Annotated in this window: 15 protein-coding genes; 7 read left to right on the top strand and 8 right to left on the bottom strand. The window is 65.1% G+C overall.

What is annotated here, in order from left to right:
- Nucleotides 1–66: 66 nt before the first annotated feature.
- From APT63_07405 to APT63_07395, 3 genes are all read right to left on the bottom strand, one after another.
- Complete coding sequence (locus APT63_07405; GenBank protein ID AMA45472.1) at nucleotides 67–528, bottom strand: phosphohistidine phosphatase; 462 nt, start codon at nucleotides 526–528, stop codon at nucleotides 67–69.
- Entirely contained in the window at nucleotides 525–806 is a 282-nt protein-coding gene (locus tag APT63_07400; protein ID AMA47815.1) for a lipase, read from the bottom strand. The genes APT63_07405 and APT63_07400 overlap by 4 nt, the downstream gene beginning before the upstream one ends.
- Before the next feature lie 73 nt (nucleotides 807–879).
- On the bottom strand, nucleotides 880–1,905 hold the full coding sequence (locus APT63_07395; GenBank protein AMA45471.1) for a glycerol-3-phosphate dehydrogenase: 1,026 nt from the start codon (nucleotides 1,903–1,905) through the stop codon (nucleotides 880–882).
- Between the two features lie 150 nt (nucleotides 1,906–2,055).
- Between APT63_07395 and APT63_07390 the strand changes: the two genes are divergently transcribed.
- From APT63_07390 to APT63_07370, 5 genes are all read left to right on the top strand, one after another.
- Nucleotides 2,056–4,164: a TonB-dependent receptor gene (locus tag APT63_07390; GenBank protein AMA45470.1), complete on the top strand. Its 2,109-nt coding sequence runs from the start codon at nucleotides 2,056–2,058 to the stop codon at nucleotides 4,162–4,164.
- A gap of 11 nt (nucleotides 4,165–4,175) precedes the next feature.
- Complete coding sequence (locus APT63_07385) at nucleotides 4,176–5,057, top strand: ABC transporter substrate-binding protein (GenBank protein AMA47814.1); 882 nt, start codon at nucleotides 4,176–4,178, stop codon at nucleotides 5,055–5,057.
- A complete protein-coding gene (locus APT63_07380; protein AMA45469.1) occupies nucleotides 5,054–6,982 on the top strand; it encodes a hybrid sensor histidine kinase/response regulator in 1,929 nt (642 codons plus the stop codon). The genes APT63_07385 and APT63_07380 overlap by 4 nt, the downstream gene beginning before the upstream one ends.
- Nucleotides 6,983–7,189: 207 nt before the next feature.
- Complete coding sequence (locus tag APT63_07375) at nucleotides 7,190–7,705, top strand: 3-hydroxyacyl-[acyl-carrier-protein] dehydratase FabA (protein ID AMA45468.1); 516 nt, start codon at nucleotides 7,190–7,192, stop codon at nucleotides 7,703–7,705.
- An 11-nt stretch (nucleotides 7,706–7,716) separates the two neighbouring features.
- Complete coding sequence (locus tag APT63_07370) at nucleotides 7,717–8,937, top strand: beta-ketoacyl-ACP synthase I (protein ID AMA45467.1); 1,221 nt, start codon at nucleotides 7,717–7,719, stop codon at nucleotides 8,935–8,937.
- Between the two features lie 102 nt (nucleotides 8,938–9,039).
- Here APT63_07370 and APT63_07365 read toward each other — a convergent pair whose 3' ends face one another.
- The 3 genes from APT63_07365 to APT63_07355 form a co-directional block, all read right to left on the bottom strand.
- Nucleotides 9,040–10,044, bottom strand: a complete 1,005-nt coding sequence (locus tag APT63_07365; protein AMA45466.1) for a 5-oxo-L-prolinase — start codon at nucleotides 10,042–10,044, stop codon at nucleotides 9,040–9,042.
- Between the two features lie 89 nt (nucleotides 10,045–10,133).
- Nucleotides 10,134–11,144, bottom strand: coding sequence for a beta-hexosaminidase (locus APT63_07360; protein AMA45465.1), 1,011 nt, complete (start codon nucleotides 11,142–11,144; stop codon nucleotides 10,134–10,136).
- A 152-nt stretch (nucleotides 11,145–11,296) separates the two neighbouring features.
- Nucleotides 11,297–11,998 carry a TetR family transcriptional regulator gene (locus APT63_07355; protein ID AMA45464.1) on the bottom strand — a complete coding sequence of 234 codons (702 nt, stop codon included), beginning with the start codon at nucleotides 11,996–11,998 and terminating at the stop codon, nucleotides 11,297–11,299.
- Nucleotides 11,999–12,217: 219 nt separating this feature from the next.
- Between APT63_07355 and APT63_07350 the strand changes: the two genes are divergently transcribed.
- Nucleotides 12,218–12,823, top strand: a complete 606-nt coding sequence (locus APT63_07350) for a LexA family transcriptional regulator (GenBank protein AMA45463.1) — start codon at nucleotides 12,218–12,220, stop codon at nucleotides 12,821–12,823.
- 11 nt (nucleotides 12,824–12,834) lie between these two features.
- The gene (locus tag APT63_07345) at nucleotides 12,835–13,311 is read left to right on the top strand and encodes a CDP-glycerol--UDP-pyrophosphoryl-N-acetylglucosaminyl-N-acetylmannosamine glycerophosphotransferase (protein ID AMA45462.1); all 477 of its coding nucleotides are present in this window, start codon (nucleotides 12,835–12,837) and stop codon (nucleotides 13,309–13,311) included.
- Nucleotides 13,312–13,376: 65 nt separating this feature from the next.
- Here the strand turns inward: APT63_07345 and APT63_07340 are convergent, their stop codons facing one another.
- Together APT63_07340 and APT63_07335 are read right to left on the bottom strand one after the other, a co-directional pair.
- Nucleotides 13,377–13,610, bottom strand: a complete 234-nt coding sequence (locus tag APT63_07340; protein ID AMA45461.1) for a hypothetical protein — start codon at nucleotides 13,608–13,610, stop codon at nucleotides 13,377–13,379.
- A gap of 50 nt (nucleotides 13,611–13,660) precedes the next feature.
- Nucleotides 13,661–14,182, bottom strand: coding sequence for a PasA protein (locus APT63_07335; GenBank protein AMA45460.1), 522 nt, complete (start codon nucleotides 14,180–14,182; stop codon nucleotides 13,661–13,663).
- Nucleotides 14,183–14,232: the final 50 nt, after the last annotated feature.

The following is a 14,232-nucleotide window of genomic DNA, read 5'->3' as shown; positions in this document are numbered from 1 at the left end:
ATCATTTGCCACGAACGGTAGCAAGGGGGAAAAAGCCACCACAACTGACAAAAGTGTCAGGTTGTTTTATCCGTCAGGTTGATGCAGTGCCCGCAAGGTCATGCCGCCGGCTAGTGCCCACGCGCCTTCCAGCTCGGCCAGGCTGGCCGTGGAAAACCCCACGGGCTGCTGTACATGGCCGTGCTCGAGCAGGCTGGCCAGTTCACCCACCAACGGCTGGTGACTGACCAGCAGCACGTGCTCCAGGGCAAGCGCATCGAGCTGGTTCAGCACCTCGCGCGGATCGCCCTCGGGCGTCAGCCAGGCTTCGGTACGCACCGCCAGCGGCGCAGCCAGGGCGTGATGAACCAGAGCCGCCGTTTGCTGGGCACGTACGTAAGGGCTGGCGATGATCGCCTGCAATGGCTGGCCGACCAGGTGCGCAGCCGCCTGCACGGCCTGTGCCTGCCCATGGGCGGTGAGCCGGCGCTCGGCATCGCGCGCTGCGTGCGGCTGGGCTTCGCCGTGACGCAGGATCCAGACCTTCACGGCTTCGGCCGGTGACTGGACGGCGAGGCAGCAGGCTTGTGCGGCGCTTCACCTTCTGGCGCCCGCGGCTTTGGCCAGTCGGCGAAGGGCCAAGGCTTGCTGTCGGTCTGGAACATGCCGAAGCGACCGATCTGCGCCAGGTACTGGCTCAGGCTGTCACCCAGGTTCATCAGACCGGCATTGGGCGCGCCATACACCAGGCGATAGATCAACTGCGCCAGCACCAGGGCCGCCAGCAGCAGCTCGGCCAGTTGCCAGACGACGAGAAAGAGCAGCATCCACAGGATGCGCAGGATGATCGATTCGTGCTGCTCGGGGCGGGAAGAGGGATTCACGGAGATGCTCCAAAGGTCAGTTGAAATCGCTGGTGGAGATGAAATCGACGTCGGTCTTGGGTTCGGCGCGCATCAGCCACTCGATCACCTGATCGAGCGTCCGGCCTTCGAAGAGAATCGCATGCAGCCCGGCGACCAGGGGCATGTAGATTTCGAGCGCCTCGGCCTTGGCCTTGAGCACCTTGAGCGTGTTGACCCCCTCGGCCACTTCGCCCAGCCGATTGACGGCGTCCTCCAGGCTCAGCCCTTGCCCCAGGGCGTGGCCGACCTGATAGTTGCGGCTCTTGGGCGAGGAACAGGTGACGATCAGGTCACCCACGCCGGCCAGGCCCATGAAGGTCATGGGATTGGCGCCCTGGCTGACCGCAAAACGCGTCATCTCGGCCAGCGCGCGGGTGATCAGCATGCTCTTGGTGTTCTCGCCCATGCCCAGGGCCACGGCCATGCCGGCGATGATGGCATAGACGTTCTTCAGCGCGCCGCCCAGCTCGACGCCATGACGGTCGGCGCTGGCATAGACCCGGAAGGTACGCCCATGCAGCACGGCCTGGACGCGCTGACACAAGGCCTCGTCCTCGCTCGCCACCACCGTGGCAGTCAAGGCATGCTCGGCGATCTCGCGCGCCAGGTTGGGGCCGGACAACACGCCGATACGTGCCTTGGGTGCGATCTCTTCGAGGATCTGACTCATCAGCTTGAAGCTGTGCGCCTCGATGCCCTTGGTCAGGCTGACCAGCATGCGCCCGTCGAGCAGGGCGGCATGGGGTGCCAGCACGCTGCGCAGCGCGCTCGAGGGCAGCGCGACGAAGATCAGGTCACAGGCCTGCAGCGTGGCCAGCAGGTCGGTGACCGGTTCGACGCCGTCGCGCAGACGGATGCCCTTGAGGTAGCGCGGATTCTCGCGGTGGGTGCGCATCGCCTCGGCCTGCGCCGGGTCACGCATCCACTGCAGCACGCGCACGCCGTTTTCAGCCAGCAGGTTCGCCACCGCCGTGCCGAAACTGCCCCCTCCCAACACCGCTACAGCTTGCTGTCCAGTCATGTTCCATCCGTCAAAAACGCTGTCGATAGGTGATGAAGGCATTATACGGAGCCTGCACGACAGGGCCAGTGACAATCGCCGCTGGGCGGCGCTGGCAAAAGCCGCCGCGTCGGTTAACATGCCCGCCCTCACACTGACCAAGACCACACCGTGCGCGCAGGCTTCCCCTCCCGATCCCTCCTGCTGACCGCTGCCCTGTGCGGGCCGGCGCTGGCCGATGACCTGTTCGTCGACGATCAGGCCCTGCCCGAGGTGCTGACCGCGACACGGTTGCGGCAGTCGCCGGCCACGGTGCCGGGGAGCATGACCGTGCTCGACAGCGCGCTGATCCAGGCCAGCGGTGCGCGGGACATCCCCGAGCTCATGCGGCTGGTGCCGGGCATGATGATCGGCTACGGCGCCGGCAACCAGCCGACCGTCAACTACCATGGCAGCAACGTCAGCGATGCGCGCCGCATGCAGGTGTTGATCGATGGTCGTTCGGTGTATCGCGCCGGCCTGGCGACGGTGGACTGGAGCGACATTCCCGTCGCGCTCGAGGACATCGAGCGCATCGAAGTCTTTCGAGGACCCAACACGGTGAGCTATGGCGCCAATGCCCTGATGGCGGTGGTGAACATCCTGACCCGTCACCCGGCCGACAGCCACGGCACCCGGCTGAAGGTGACCCGTGGCCAGAACGGCATCGCCGACTGGTACGCCAGCCAGGGCCTAAGCTGGGATGGCGGCGACGCGCGTCTGTCGCTGTCGGGCGCGGCAGACGACGGTTTCGACCACGATGCGTTCGGCCATGACTACCGCGACAGCCGACGCCTGAGCCGCTTCAACCTCAGCGCCAGCCAGGCCCTGGCACCTGGGCAGCGTCTCGACTGGCAACTCGCGGCCAAGCAGGGCAGCAATCAGCGCCCTTACACGTATCAGGCGGTCTTCCCCAACGTCGCCGCCGCCGGCAAGGACGCCGATGTCGAGGCCGACGACTACGCCGGCTCGGTGCGCTGGAACCTCGACATCGATCCGCGCCACAGCCTGCACGTGCAGGCCTCCGCGCAGCGGTTCGAACGACGTCAGGTCTGGCGAGCCTGCGATGCGGCACTGTCGTTCAGCCCCGAGCTGACCCGACTCTGGCAACTGGACCCTGGCTTCGCCGAACAGGTGGCGCGTGGCATCACCCACCCGCCCACCAGCACCGACCCGCTACGCCAAGCGCTGCGCGATCGGGTCAAGGATCAATGGGATCGTCAAGGCGGCAGCCAGGTGGTCTGCGGCGATGTCGACCAGAGCACCCGCGAGACCCGCTACGACCTCGAGCTGCAGGACACCCTGAGCCTGACCGACAGCCTGCGCCTGCTCAGCGGTCTGGGCTACCGCTACGACCGCGCCGATTCACAGACCTATTTCAACGGCAGCATGGATGACCAGACCTGGCGAACGTTCGGCCAGCTGGAATGGCGCCTCGATGAACACTGGATACTCCAGGGCGGCGCCATGCTCGAGGACAGCCGCCTGTCCGGCGAGTCGTTCACCCCGCGCGTGGCGCTCAACTACCTCATCACCCCGCGCCATGGTGTACGCCTGGTGTACGCCGAGGCCGTTCGTTCGCCGGACATGTTCGAGAACAACGTCAACTGGAGCTACCGGGTCGACCACCTGACCCCCGCCGCATTCGGTCAACGCCAGGCCGAGTACTTCGTCAAGACCCGCGGGCCGGGCGATCTGGAGCAGGAGCGCATGCGCTCGCGCGAACTCGGCTACAACGGCTATTTCACCGCCCTGGACCTGAACGTCGACCTCAAGCTGTTCCATGACGAAATCACCGGCATGATCAGCGAGCCGCTGCGCAACAACCAGTACATCGCCAGCAACACCAACCGCGCCCGCTTCACCGGCAGCGAAGCGCAGCTCGACTGGCAGGCGACGCTCGAAGACCGGCTGCGCGTGACCTACGCCTACGTCGATGCCTGGGCCAGCAACCCTGCCGACCGCCAGCTCACCGCACGCAACAGCGGCTCGGTCGCCTGGCTGCGCGAATGGGGCGATGGCTGGTCGAGCGGGCTGTTCTACCTGGGCGACGATGCACTCAACGGCTACCGTTACGAGCGTGCCGACCTGCGCCTGGCCAAACGCCTGCGTTGGCAGGGCACCCGCCTCGAACTGGCCGCGCTGTGGCAGCAGCGGCTGGACGACGAACCCACCACGCTCGTGCAGAACCGCTATGACAGCCGTCGGCGCCTGAGCTTCAGCGCGGAGCTGCAGTTCTGATGAGGCGCTGGGTGTGCCTGGCCTTGCTGACGCTGATCTGCCCGCTGGGTTCGCTTTCGGCGCACGAGGTACTGGTGGTCGGAGCCCGGGAGGAACCTGGCATGCGCGCATTCGCCGACGCCCTGCAAGCACGTCGCCCGGCCGACCATGTGCGCTTCGAAGCCGTGACGCAGCTGCCCCGCCCTGCCCAGCTGACGCCGGAAACGCGGGTGATCCTGCTCGACGCCGACGCGCTGGAATGGCGGCTGGGCGAGCAGGCCGGGCCCCCTGCCCTCGCCTTGCGTGTCAGCCGGGTCCAGGCGCAGCGCCGCCTGGGCCTGGCGCGGCCCGGGTTTCTCAGCCTGTTGTGGAGCGATCCACCCCTGGACCGGCAGTTGCGCCTGATCCGCTACCTGCTGCCATCGGCACGTCGGATCGGGGTGCTGCACGGCAACGACAGCGGCTTTCTGCTGGCCGAGCTCACCCGCGCTGCCGCACCACTCAACCTGGAGATCGTGCCCCAGGCCTGGCCGCAGCCGAGCGACAACCGTCCCTTGCAACAGGTCCTGGCAGGCAGCGACGTCTTGCTCGGAATGGACGATCCGGACGTCTACAACTCGACGACCGCCAAGAACGTGCTGCTGAGCAGCTACGGTCGACAACTGGCCCTGATCGGCCCGAGCGCGGGCTTCGTGCGCGCGGGGGCCCTGGCCACCACCTACAGCGACCAGCAGGACTGGCTGAGCGAGCTCGATCGCCTGCTCGACCGCGCCCCGGCCACCTGGCCGCGCAGTCATTACCCGACGCACTTCGGCGTGCTCGGCAACCAGCAGGTGGCTCGGGCCCTCGGCCTTGGTCCCATCGACACGAAGGCCGCCGAGCTGGCCCTGGCCGAAGAAGGCACACGCCCATGAGCCTACGCCTGAACTGGAACATCCAGACGCGCACGCAGATCATCAGCCTGGGGCCGGCATTGCTGCTGACCCTGATGCTGATCGGCTTCTTCACCTTCGTGCGCATCCAGGACCTGCGCCAGGAGCTCAATCACACCGGGCAACTGATCGCCAGCCAACTGGCGCCGGCCTCGGAGTATGGCGTCATCTCTGGCAACAGCCAGGTGCTCGACAGCCTGATGCGCGCGACCTTGAGCATCCCGCACGTGCGCTTTCTCGAAGTGCAGGATAGCCGCAACCAGATCCTGACCTATGTCGAGCAGCCGGGCGAAAGCACGCCGCGACCGCAACGGATCGAAGTCTTCCAGGCCCCGATCCGCCTGCAGCGCATCGCCTTGGACAACGACTTTCTGGGTCAGGGCAAACCCTCGACGCCGCAGGTCGGTGACGACTACCTGGGCCGGGTGATCGTCGGCATGTCGGACGATGCGTTCAACGAGCGCCAGCAAGAGATCGTCATCAAGGCGATCATCCTGGCGCTGTGCGCGCTGGCCTTCACCTTCGTGCTCGCACGGCGCCTGGCACGCAGCCTGGCCCAACCGATCAGCGACATGGCGCAGACCGTCAAGGCGCTCCAGCAGGGCGATTTCGATACGCCCTTGCCGGTGGTGGACGACAACGAGCTGGGCCGCCTGGCCCGCCACATCAACAGCCTGGCCAGTGCCTTGGACCACGCCAGCCGCGAGCAGCAACAGGCGATCGCCCAGCTGATCCAGGCGCGCGAGGAAGCCGAGCAGGCCAACCGCGCCAAGTCCGACTTCCTGGCCATGATGAGCCATGAGCTGCGCACGCCCATGAACGGGGTACTGGGCATGCTGCAGCTGTTGCAGACCACCGCCCTGACCCACGAGCAGGCCGAGTACACCACGGTCGCCAGCGAGTCCACGGGCCATCTGCTCAAGGTCATCAACGATATCCTCGATTTCTCCCGCCTGGAGCGCACGAGCGTGCAACTCGAGTCGGTCGTGTTCGCCCCGGGCGATCTGGTCAGGCGCTGCGTGCATGCGTTCCAGCACCTGGCGCGGGCGCGTGGGCTGCAGCTGGAGACGCATGTGGCCGAAGGCGTGGATGCCTTGCAGGTCATGGGCGACCCGACCCGGATCCGGCAGATTCTGCTGAACCTGATCGGCAATGCCCTCAAGTTCACCGAGCAAGGGCGCGTCAGCGTCGAGGTGCAGGGGCGCAGGCTCACGGCGCGGACCCTCGAACTGACCTGCGCAGTATGCGACACGGGGATCGGCATCGACCCCTCGCGCCTGGAGGCGATGTTCGTGGCCTTCCAGCAGGCGGACAGTTCGATCTCCCGGCGCTACGGTGGCACAGGCCTGGGGCTGTCGATCGCCCGTACGCTCGCCGAGCGCATGGGCGGCCAGCTGCAGGCGCAGAGCCACGAGCGCCGGGGATCGACGTTCACGCTGACGCTGCCGTTGTCGTTGGCAGACGCCGACGTCGAACGCACCGACATGGCCGAAGGCGATAGCGCCTCGGGTCAGGCGCTCGAAGTGCTGGTGGTCGAAGACAATGCCGTGAACCAGACAGTGACCCTCGCCCTGCTCCACAGCCTGGGTTATCGCACCCAGGTCGCCGTGGACGGACAACAGGCGATCGACGCCGTGGAGCGGCAACGGTTCGACGCGATCCTGATGGACTGCCGCCTGCCGGGCATCGATGGCTTCGCGGCGACACGGCGTATCCGGCACCTGCCCCAGGGCCAGCACGTACCGATCATCGCCCTCACGGCCAGTGCCCTGCCGGGTGATCGCCAGCGCTGTCTGGACGCCGGCATGGACGATTACCTCGGCAAGCCGTTCCAGCGCAGCGATTTGCGACGCGTACTCGATCGCTGGACGTCCGCCGGGACTGCGCCGACTGGCGATAAATGCTAAAGTGCGGCAGTCTTAAAGACTGGACAGGACGCACGTGGCGTCTGAAAATACGTCTTTTCAGTGAACACTTGTACTGGATCACCGATCCACTGTGACTTTCACCACAACGCAATAGTCTACCTGTAGGCTGCCGACCCGATGCCCCTTAGGCTCGGGCCAGGCCGGGAAGATTGCCCCCGCCACCTTGGGGATTATTGAGGAGCTCGCATGACCAAACAAAACGCCTTTACCCGGGAAGACCTGCTGCGCTGCAGTCGCGGTGAGCTGTTCGGCCCAGGTAATGCGCAACTGCCCGCCCCCAACATGCTGATGGTCGACCGCATCACGCACATCAGTGCCGAAGGTGGCAAGTATGGCAAGGGTGAGCTGGTCGCCGAGCTGGACATCAATCCTGACCTGTGGTTCTTCGCCTGCCATTTCGAAGGCGACCCGGTGATGCCAGGCTGCCTGGGCCTGGACGCCATGTGGCAGCTGGTCGGTTTCTTCCTCGGCTGGCAGGACCTGCCAGGCCGTGGCCGTGCGCTGGGTTCGGGCGAAGTGAAATTCTTCGGCCAGGTCCTGCCGACCGCCAAGCAGGTGACCTACAACATTCACATCAAGCGCGTGCTCAAAGGCAAGCTGAACATGGCCATCGCCGATGGTTCGGTCAGCGTCGACGGCCGCGAGATCTACACCGCCGAAGGCCTGCGGGTCGGCGTGTTCACCTCCACTGACAACTTCTAAGGGTTATTCGCATGCGCCGCGTCGTTATCACTGGTCTGGGCATCGTATCGTGCCTGGGCAATGACAAAGCTACCGTCACCGAAAACCTGCGCAACAGCCGTCCGGGCATTCGTTTCAACCCGGAATACAAGGAAATGGGGCTGCGTAGCCAGGTGTCCGGCTCGATCGACCTCAACCTCGAAGAACTGATCGACCGCAAGGTCTTCCGCTTCGTCGGTCACGCTGCCGCCTACGCCTACCTGGCGATGGCCGATGCGATCAAGGACTCGGGCCTGAGCGAAGAGCAGGTGTCGAACCCGCGTACCGGCCTGATCGCCGGTTCCGGCGGCGCGTCGACCCTGAACCAGATGGAAGCGCTGGACATCCTGCGCGAGAAAGGCGTCAAGCGCGTCGGCCCCTACCGGGTCACCCGCACCATGAGCAGCACGGTCTCGGCCTGCCTGGCCACGCCGTTCAAGATCAAGGGCCTGAACTACTCCATCGCCTCGGCCTGCGCCACCAGCGCGCACTGCATCGGCACCGCCATGGAGCAGATCCAGATGGGCAAGCAGGACATCGTCTTCGCCGGTGGTGGCGAGGAAGAGCACTGGAGCCAGTCGTTCCTGTTCGATGCCATGGGCGCCCTGTCGAGCAAGCGCAACGAGACGCCTGAACTGGCCTCCCGTGCCTACGACGCAGACCGCGACGGCTTCGTCATCGCGGGCGGCGGCGGCATGGTGGTGGTCGAGGAACTCGAGCATGCCCTGGCCCGTGGCGCGAAGATCTACGCCGAAATCGTGGGCTACGGCGCCACGTCCGACGGTTACGACATGGTCGCCCCGAGCGGTGAAGGCGCCGTGCGCTGCATGCAGATGGCACTGTCCACCGTCGACACCCCCATCGACTACCTGAACACCCACGGCACCTCCACGCCAGTGGGCGACGTCGCCGAGATGAAGGGCGTGCGCGAACTGTTCGGCGACAAGGCACCGAAGATCAGCTCGACCAAGAGCCTGTCCGGCCACTCGCTGGGCGCTGCCGGTGTGCACGAGGCGATCTACTGCATGCTGATGATGGAGAACAACTTCATCGCCGGCTCGGCCAACATCGACGAGCTGGACCCTGCGGTTGCCGATCTGCCGATCGCTCGCCAGACCGAAGAAAACGCCAAGATCGACACGGTCATGAGCAACAGCTTCGGCTTCGGCGGCACCAATGCCACGCTGGTGCTCAAGCGCTGGCAGGGTCAGTAACACCTCCCTGGCAACACGCAACGCCCCGCCTGGTTCGCGACCTGAGCACCCTGCTCACGCGAACCAGGCGGGGCGTTTGCGTTTCAGCCTGCCTGCGGCAGGTCACTTGGCCGTGGGCAGCAGCGCCAGGAAGTTGTCCTTGGCGACTCGGCGTGCCACAGGCTCGGGCAGCGCATCGAGGAATACGTCGAAGCCGTGCATCTGCTCGCCCAGGCTGCCGAAGCGACCGACCACGTCCGAACCCACCATGAAACGATCGGGAAAGCGCTTGACCAGGTCGACCCAGGCTTGACGAGGCTTGCCCTGCTCATCCAGCAGGTAGGGTTCACGCATGCTCCAGGACAGGTCGATGAACAGGTTGGCATGTTGCTCCAGCAACCGGGTGACCTCGGGCAACAGGAACGCCATCTGCGTCTGGTGACGGTGGATTTCCAGGCTGGCACCGGCGTGGGCCCAGATGAAACGCGTGTTCGGGTGCTTGCCCAGCGGCTCTTCGATCTCGGCCAGGTACAACGGGTTGCGCTCGCGCTTGGACGTGATGTTCGAGTGCACCAGCACGGGCAGGTCGCGCTTGGCGGCCAGCGTGTAGATCAGGTCCATCGCTTCGTTGTTGGCCCGTGGCGTGTCGCCACTGGTCAAGGCCGTCAGGTCGTCGTGTCGCGTGAAGACCTCGCCCAGGCCCTGCCACAGCCCCGGATACAGGTCGAGCATGCGCTCGACATGGGCGGCGGCGTTCTTGTCGACAGGGTTGAAACCGCTCAGAAAGGGATGAAAGCGCCGGCGCTGCTCAGGTGGCAACTCTTGTAGGGCAGCCGCCACATACACGTCCGTGGCGCTGTACCAGTACGCCGCCGCATCGTCACCGGCGTAGTAACGCGGACGCTTGGGTTCGTCTTCGTGCCATTTCTTCGCTACGGGGATGCCTGAAATCATCGAGTGCTCGATGCCGGCAGCATCCATGGCCTTCAACAGCGCCGGCATGCCTTCGCTTTCCTGAAAGAAGTCCACGTAGTGCAGATGGGCGTCACTGTAACGGTACTCACGCCCCAGGGCTGGCTGGCACAGCAGGATGGCCAGCGTCATCAGGGTCAGGGTCTTGCCGCGCATGCCTCGGTCCTAGGAAATTTACCGCTGAGGTAGACCGAAAGGGGCATGCGTCGGTTCAGCGAGGCTGGCAAGAAAGGCTCGAAGCCGACTCAATCGACCAGGCCAGCATCCTTGAGCGCGGTCAGGGCAGCAGACCAGCGCGGCTGTGCACGGTAGTCGGTACTGGCCGTGCCGCGTCCGCGCATGCGGGCGATACGGGGCGGAGGGCGCACGCCCAGACGCTGGGCAGCGGACAAGGCCAGTTCGGCCGCTGCACGGTCATTGCAGACCAGCCCCATGTCGCACCCGGCCGTGAGCGCAGCTTCGATGCGGCTGGCGGCATCGCCGACCACATGGGCACCAGCCATCGACAGGTCGTCGCTGAAAATCACACCCTCGAAGCCCAGCTCGCCGCGCAGGATGTCCTGCAACCAGCGGCGTGAGAAACCGGCCGGCAGCGTGTCGACCTGAGGGTAGATGACGTGCGCCGGCATCACGGCGGCCAGTTGATCGCCCAGCCGGGCGAACGGCACCATGTCCACCGCTCGCAACGTGTCGAGGCTGCGCTCATCGGTCGGAATGGCCACGTGCGAGTCCGCTTCGGCCCAGCCGTGGCCAGGGAAATGCTTGCCACAAGCCGCCATGCCTGCGGCGTTCATGCCGTCGATGAATGCGCCGGCCAGCTCCACCACACGCTGTGGATCACCCTCGAAGGCACGGCGACCGACCACGGCACTGCGCTGGTGGTCGAGATCGAGCACGGGCGCGAAACTCAAGTCCAGGCCCACCGCCAGCACCTCGGTCGCCATCAGCCAACCACAGGCCTCAGCCAGAGACGAAGCATTGGCGCACTCACCGATGTCGCGCATGGCGGGCAACCGCACGAAACCCTGACGCAGGCGCTGGACGCGCCCGCCTTCCTGATCGACTGCCAGGATCAGGTCAGGGCGCACGGCGCGGATGGAGGCACACAGCTCGCGCACCTGCCGCGGGCTGTCGATGTTGCGTGCAAAGATGATCAGGCCCGCCACTTCGGGCTGACGCAGCAGGTGCCGGTCCTCGGCGGTCAGCCAGGTACCGGCGATGTCCACCATCAGGGAGCCTTGCAGGCCAATGGGCATGTTGAATCCTTAGCGCGAAACGCAGCGTACGAAAAATGGAGAAGCGCCCGCCCCTGCCGCGGCATGAGACCACGAACGGAGCGCGCCGCCGCGCAGCTTAGCCGAGCCGGACGAAGACGCCCAGCCTTGCAGCGACACGCGGCGTGTGGTCCTCAGGCCTTGGCAGGGCTCGACTTGCTGCGTGGCCGCACCTGGGCAGCGGCCATGGCGGCGTCGGTCACCCCGCTGTCGGCGCGCATGCCGGCGGCCAGGAACGGCACCATCAGGCGCATCACCTGCTCGATGGAGGTATCGACCCCGAACTCGGTTTCGGAAATGGCGCGCAAGGCCTTGATGCCGGACATGCTGAAGGCGGCCGCGCCCAGCATGAAATGCACGCGCCAGAACAGTTCGAGGGGAGGAATACGCGGCGCGGCCTCGTTCACCAGCTGCATGTACCGGCGAAAGACCTTGCCATACATGTCTTCCAGGTAGCGGCGCAGGTGCCCCTGGCTTTCGCTGAAGGCAAGGCCCAGCAGACGCATGAAGATCGACAGGTCATTGTTGCTGCGCGGCTGTACGGCCAACGCCTGCTCGACCAGCATCTCCAGCAGCGCCTCGAGGCTGTCCTGACGCTCGGGGCGTGCCTGCCGCTGCTCGAGCTCGCGCTCGAGGCTGGCGCAGAACGGGCCGAGAAAGCGCGAAAAGACGGCCTGGATCAGCGCCTTCTTCGAGCCGAAGTGGTAATTTACCGCAGCCAGATTGACACCGGCCTTGCTGGTGATCAGGCGCAGAGAGGTTTCCGCGAACCCTTTTTCCGCGAACAGCTGCTCTGCCGCATCGAGGATGCGTTCGACAGTTTCCGATTGAGCCATGACCTTTCCGCCCGCAAACAGTTGTTTGAAACATACGTTTCATTCCCTGCCGCTGTCAAGGCCATATGACCGATGAGTCAGCGCTCATTGCTCTTGCGCATCGAACCCTGGCGCACCTCCTGTCCTGAGAATCGGACGACCGTTCGCAAGTTCGTGCTTGCAGCGACTCCACCCCTGTATATAATCCCAGTCACTGTATAAAAAGCCAGAGCCCACGCCATGCTGAAACTGACGCCACGCCAAGCCGAAATCCTGGCCTTCATCAAGCGCTGCCTTGAAGACAATGGATTTCCCCCCACTCGCGCCGAGATCGCTCAGGAGCTGGGCTTCAAGTCGCCCAACGCCGCCGAGGAACACCTCAAGGCCCTGGCGCGCAAGGGTGCCATCGAAATGACGCCCGGCGCCTCCCGCGGCATTCGCATCCCCGGCGCAGACACCAAGGAAGAGCCCGGCCTTCCCGTCGTTGGCCGTGTGGCAGCAGGGGCGCCCATCCTGGCCCAGCAACACATCGAGCAGTCCTGCAACATCAACCCCGCTTTCTTCCACCCTCGCGCCGACTACCTGCTGCGGGTGCATGGCATGAGCATGAAGGACGTCGGCATCTACGATGGCGACCTGCTGGCGGTGCACACCTGCCGTGAAGCGCGCAATGGCCAGATCGTCGTGGCACGCATTGGCGACGAAGTGACGGTCAAGCGCTTCAAGCGCGAAGGGACCAAGGTCTGGCTGCTGGCCGAAAACCCGGATTTCGCCCCGATCGAAGTGGACCTCAAGGACCAGGATCTGGTGATCGAAGGCTTGAGCGTCGGCGTGATACGTCGCTGACAGGAGGCACCATGCAACCCACCGCACAATCGGCCAGGCCTACACAATTGCCTTTGTTCGAAGCCTTCTTGGCACAACCGGTCCTACCCGGTTTCAAGACTCGGGAGCCTGTGGCGCCCGAGTACCGGCCCGAGCACTTCAGTGAACTGGCCCTGCGCGGTGCGCAGGCCCATTGCCAGAGCCTGCTCGCGCCCGTGCTGCGCGAACTCAGCGAGGAGCAGGATGCACGCTGGCTGACCCTGATCGCGCCACCGGTCAGCCTGACCCACGCCTGGTTCAGGGAGGCGGGGCTGAACCGCGAACGCATTCTGCTGCTGCAACCCCGCGGTACCCAGAGCGCCCTGCAACTGGCCAGCGAAGCCCTGCGTCTGGGCCGTAGCCACACCGTGGTGAGCTGGCTCGGCAACGTCAACGCCGCTGCACGTCAACAGCTTGTCCGCGCCGCCATGATGGGGAATGCACAAAGCCTGAACATCCGCTTCGGCTGATGCTCAGGGGTTTGTCTTGATCGAGGATCGTCTCGACAGGTTCGGGGCCTCCAGGCCCCGTCACCTCAATGCAGAACGCGCGGGCCTTCTTCCTGCTCCAGCTCGCCTTCTACCAGGCGACCTGCCATCTGCACGCCGACGCTCAACATTGCCTTGGCCACTTCGACATGCTGACCTTGCAGAAAGACCTTGGCGTCCTCGGAGAAATCCAGAATGACCAGGGACCCTTCATCTTCGGCACGGCGCAGCTCGATGCGGCCATCCGGCAATTCGACAATTTCCAGAAACGACGTTGACATAAAAGACTGTTCTCCACGTAAGGCGGGCATTGTAGCAGCCAGTGTGGCCATCAGCACTCACTGAGCGCGTCGCGGAAACGTCGAACCACGTCTTTCAGGCTGTGCCGCCAGTGCTCCAGCTCTTCGCGCGATACCACCGGGGAGGCGGGCTCATCCAGGTTGATCGCCTGGATCAGGGGTTGGGTCACATCCCCCTTGGATGCCTTCTTCGCCTGCGCTGGCAGGTACAAACCGTTGTAGGTGCGCAGCAGGCAGGCCAGCCAGGTTTCGCGGTTGTGGGCCAACTCGAGCAGCTCGGCCACTTCGGGGATGGCAAGATCACGCAGCGCCGGCTCGGCAAGCAGCGCCTCGACGCGGGGTTCTGCAGACGGCGTCAGACGGTAAAAGCCGGCAATCTCCTGACACAATCCCAACAAGGCGCCGTACAGGTGGAAGACGGCCGCTTCCCGCTCGGCCTGAACCAAGCCCTGTGCGTTCATGGCCTGGCTTGCCTGTGCCTTGCCCATGGATTCCAGGGCCAGCCCGGCGAAGAACAGTTTCTGGTTGGTACGGGTGTAGAGTTCCTGGGCCATCACGGTGCCCTCCTGGGGCCTTCGAGCGATGAGCCAGTGTCGGTGATCAG

This window comes from Pseudomonas monteilii (assembly GCA_001534745.1).
In the GTDB taxonomy this organism is placed as follows: Bacteria; Pseudomonadota; Gammaproteobacteria; order Pseudomonadales; family Pseudomonadaceae; genus Aquipseudomonas; species Aquipseudomonas alabamensis.
The sequence above is the reverse complement of the archived record's forward strand: the minus strand, read 5'-3'. Positions and strand labels throughout refer to the sequence as shown.

Coding starts and splice junctions, on each gene's coding strand:
- APT63_07400 (AMA47815.1), bottom strand. CDS start 806: ATGCTGCTCTTTCTCGTCGTCTGGCAACTGGCCGAGCTGCTGCTGGCG.
- APT63_07395 (AMA45471.1), bottom strand. CDS start 1,905: ATGACTGGACAGCAAGCTGTAGCGGTGTTGGGAGGGGGCAGTTTCGGC.
- APT63_07380 (AMA45469.1), top strand. CDS start 5,054: ATGAGCCTACGCCTGAACTGGAACATCCAGACGCGCACGCAGATCATC.
- APT63_07375 (AMA45468.1), top strand. CDS start 7,190: ATGACCAAACAAAACGCCTTTACCCGGGAAGACCTGCTGCGCTGCAGT.
- APT63_07370 (AMA45467.1), top strand. CDS start 7,717: ATGCGCCGCGTCGTTATCACTGGTCTGGGCATCGTATCGTGCCTGGGC.
- APT63_07365 (AMA45466.1), bottom strand. CDS start 10,044: ATGCGCGGCAAGACCCTGACCCTGATGACGCTGGCCATCCTGCTGTGC.
- APT63_07360 (AMA45465.1), bottom strand. CDS start 11,144: ATGCCCATTGGCCTGCAAGGCTCCCTGATGGTGGACATCGCCGGTACC.
- APT63_07355 (AMA45464.1), bottom strand. CDS start 11,998: ATGGCTCAATCGGAAACTGTCGAACGCATCCTCGATGCGGCAGAGCAG.
- APT63_07350 (AMA45463.1), top strand. CDS start 12,218: ATGCTGAAACTGACGCCACGCCAAGCCGAAATCCTGGCCTTCATCAAG.
- APT63_07345 (AMA45462.1), top strand. CDS start 12,835: ATGCAACCCACCGCACAATCGGCCAGGCCTACACAATTGCCTTTGTTC.
- APT63_07340 (AMA45461.1), bottom strand. CDS start 13,610: ATGTCAACGTCGTTTCTGGAAATTGTCGAATTGCCGGATGGCCGCATC.
- APT63_07335 (AMA45460.1), bottom strand. CDS start 14,182: ATGGCCCAGGAACTCTACACCCGTACCAACCAGAAACTGTTCTTCGCC.